We start from the raw sequence: 3,394 nt of genomic DNA, 5'->3' as shown, positions 1-3,394 counted from the left end.
ATGCATCAAGTTCAGCTTCATGAACGCCGTTTATTAGGCGTTAATAAAATTTAATTTTCACTAAGCAGTGGTTTTGAGTATTCAAATTATGGTTTTTATTTTTTTGTTCCATTACTTCATCTAATAAATCGTTACACGGTTTCCATAATCTCCAATACACTGGTCTACAATAGTTCTTTCGCATTACAAAACTATCTTAAAAATGCAAGTTGATTTAGTAAATGCTGATTATAAGTATAATAATGCCTATTAGTTTGGGTTCGGTTTACCTTTAAAGTTCCTTCTCTATCTCAACGTTATAATATCTTAACAGATACGCCTAAAAGTTAAGCAAAATCCTTTGGTTTATAATTTGTGAGATTTGATGCATTCATTTTAACGCTCTCCTTCGAGGTGATTTGAACACATTTAATCACAATAGTTAATATATTTAGTTACTTATATTTTCCTCCTTTTCCCCATTATAGCATGCTATAATGAGGAAAACAAAGAGGAGATGGAATCATGTGGGTTGTTGAAAGAATTGATGAAAAAGGGTATTATCATCTAGAAAACTTAAAGACAGGTGAAACCATTTTAAAGAGGGGTTTAAATGCACATGAGAATGATGTATTAGATGAATGCTTCCATGTTTTACCTGAAGAGACTAAGAAGAGAAAACAAGAAGTGGATGATTTGTTCCACTCTCTTTTATAGAGGTGACTACATGTTAATTAATATACAGAATTTATCTTATGCGATTGGTGAGAGACAGTTGTATAAGAACTTGAATATGATTGTAGAGGATACAGATAAGATTGCCTTAGTTGGTGTCAATGGAACAGGTAAGAGTACTTTATTAAAGATGATTGCCCATCATGACAGTCCTGCAATCACTTATAAGAAGGATCTAAAGATTGCATACTTATCTCAGAATCCTGTATTTAGAGATAATGAAACGATTCTCAATGAATCAAAACATATTCTTAAGGATGTCCCTGAATATTCTATTAAGTCTTCTTTGACACGTTTTGGTTTAGAAGATATGGATCAGGTAATCAGTACTTTATCTGGGGGGCAGAAAAAACGTTTAGCTCTTGCAATCGTATTACTGGAAGAATGTGATCTACTTATTCTAGATGAACCGACTAATCATCTAGATACTCCTATGATTGAATATCTAGAAAAATATTTAATTAAGCGTTCTAAAGGTTTACTTATGGTCACTCATGATCGTTACTTCCTAGAACGTATTACAAATAAGATTTATGAATTAGATAGAGGTGAGATTTTCCCTTATGTTGCTAACTATTCTCATTTCCTAGAATTAAAAGCTGAAAGAGAAAACAATGCCTTACAGGCACAAAGAAAAAGAAACCTCTTCTTAAAGAAAGAATTAGAATGGGTCAGAGCAGGTGTTCAGGCACGTTCTACTAAGAGTAAAGACCGTTTACAGCGTTTTGAAGAATTATCTTCTATTGAACAGATTCAGGACAAAGGAACTGTTGAACTTATAGATACTACAAGTCGTTTAGGTAAGAAGACTATTGAGTTAGTGAATGTGTCTAAAAGCTATCCTGATAAGGTGATGTTTAAGCCATTTTCTTATTTATTTAAGAGATTTGACCGTATAGGTATATTAGGACAAAATGGCTGTGGTAAGACAACGTTACTCAATATGATTGCAGGTATTATCACTGATTATGATGGTGAGATTATTATTGGTGATACAATCCGTATGGGCTATTTCCAGCAGCATTTCCATTATGATGATCCTACAATGAGAGTTATTGATTATATTAGAGAAACAAGTGATAATCTAGAAACAAGCGAAGGTACACTTAGTGCTCGTAATATGTGTGAACGTTTCTTATTTGATGACCATGCCCAATATACACAGATTGGTAAGTTATCAGGTGGTGAACAGAGAAGACTTTATTTATTAAAGGTTTTAATGGGTGCACCGAATGTATTACTATTAGATGAACCGACTAATGACTTAGATATTGAAACATTGAATGTATTAGAAGATTATCTAGATACATTTAAAGGTATTGTGATTACTGTATCCCATGACCGTTATTTTCTAGATCGTATTGTGGATGGTTTATTTGTCTTTAAGGATCAGGAAATTCATTATGTGAATGGTGGCTATAGTGCTTCTATTGATATCACTAATACTAAGAAAGAAACAGAATCTCAAAGAGAAGACTATCGTAAACAGGCTAAAGAAAATAGAAAGAGAAGATTAACCTTCAGTGAAAAGAAAGAACTAGAAGGTATGGATGATCTTCTTATGAATCTAGAAACACGTTTAAGTGAAATCGATGAAGAAATGGGAAGTACCCAGGATTTTGAAAAGCTCGATGAATTAAGTAAAGAACGTGATGAAGTTGAAAAGACTTTAGAAGAAAAGAATGAACGTTATCTAGAACTATTAGAAATAGAAGAAAGCTAATGAAAAGAGGAACCCATTTGGATTCCTCTTTTGCTATATAAGGAGAAGCATTAGACTCATTTGAATAATTTGTCAAACCCATCTTATTGATATTGAGTTCTTTTTATTATTAGACTAGTAATGGATTCAACATTTTATTAGAAATTTTCATTTCTCACTGAATATAAGATCGAGTCTTACTATAATTGCCGTATTTCTTCATTTTACTTTTCGGTTCGTTAGACTAGGAAGTCAAGTAACATGTCTTATATTTAATGTTTTATCTTCTGTCTTCTCTTTTCGCTTATATCATATATTATCATTTGTACGAATGCAAGCGTTTACATCAAATTTTTATAAAATGAAAATTTATTGTAAAATAGATGCTTTTTCACAAATACAATTGACGTTAGTATACATATACTATACAATACAACTACGCCAGCAGTAGAAGTACTCTAAGTGAGCTTACCTGCACAAAAATCTCCTTGTCTATCGACAAGGAGTTTTTTTCTCCAAATGAAAAAGCTATGGCTTTTACATCACCATAGCTTTTTCTGCTGGATACTAGGATTACATCTTTTGGATTCAATTTCCAGCGTTAATAGATAAATAGAAAACCTTTTCACAGCCTTCTGATATATAGATCAACGTACCTTATTATTATATTCAGGAACTATCTCCCGTTTTCCACCTTTCTTATAGACCATATTATTAATAAAGCATATAAATCATTATTGGTGGATAAATACGTTTTTCCTAATTTAATTGAGTATCCTCAACGGATACTCAGTCACAGTATCCCATGGGAATCTCTCCTTTCTGACTAAGTTCTTTGAGATGAATGTATATGTTAAGGAGGTCTTCCTCCTCTCTTTCTGACTTAATTGTAACCTAATAATCGCAATTATGCAAGCGTTTACATTCTGTTTTTATATAATGAAAATGCTTGTTTTGTGAACTACCTCGACTTAATAC

Annotated in this window: 2 protein-coding genes and 1 pseudogene; 2 read left to right on the top strand and 1 reads right to left on the bottom strand. The window is 32.2% G+C overall.

The genetic code is table 11. The features are described from left to right. Positions 1-194: 194 nt before the first annotated feature. Positions 195-374: pseudogene (locus tag B2S90_RS10970) on the bottom strand (MerR family transcriptional regulator); the annotation flags it as partial. Positions 375-504: 130 nt separating this feature from the next. On the opposite strand from B2S90_RS10970, the gene B2S90_RS00500 reads away from it, so the two are divergent. After that, complete coding sequence (locus B2S90_RS00500) at positions 505-696, top strand: hypothetical protein (protein WP_187012020.1); 192 nt, start codon at positions 505-507, stop codon at positions 694-696. 10 nt (positions 697-706) lie between these two features. Beyond that, on the top strand, positions 707-2,437 hold the full coding sequence (locus B2S90_RS00495; protein ID WP_286696369.1) for an ABC-F family ATP-binding cassette domain-containing protein: 1,731 nt from the start codon (positions 707-709) through the stop codon (positions 2,435-2,437). Positions 2,438-3,394 lie beyond the last annotated feature (957 nt).

The organism is Catenibacterium sp. UBA627, assembly GCF_002299355.1.
GTDB classification, from domain to species: Bacteria; Bacillota_I; Bacilli_A; order Erysipelotrichales; family Coprobacillaceae; genus Catenibacterium; species Catenibacterium mitsuoka.
Note: the sequence above shows the minus strand (reverse complement) of the source record. Positions and strands in the feature narration are given on the sequence as shown.

Excerpts from the sequence above, each read along its gene's own strand:
- B2S90_RS00495 (WP_286696369.1), top strand. The coding sequence starts at position 707 with ATGTTAATTAATATACAGAATTTATCTTATGCGATTGGTGAGAGACAG.
- B2S90_RS00500 (WP_187012020.1), top strand. The coding sequence starts at position 505 with ATGTGGGTTGTTGAAAGAATTGATGAAAAAGGGTATTATCATCTAGAA.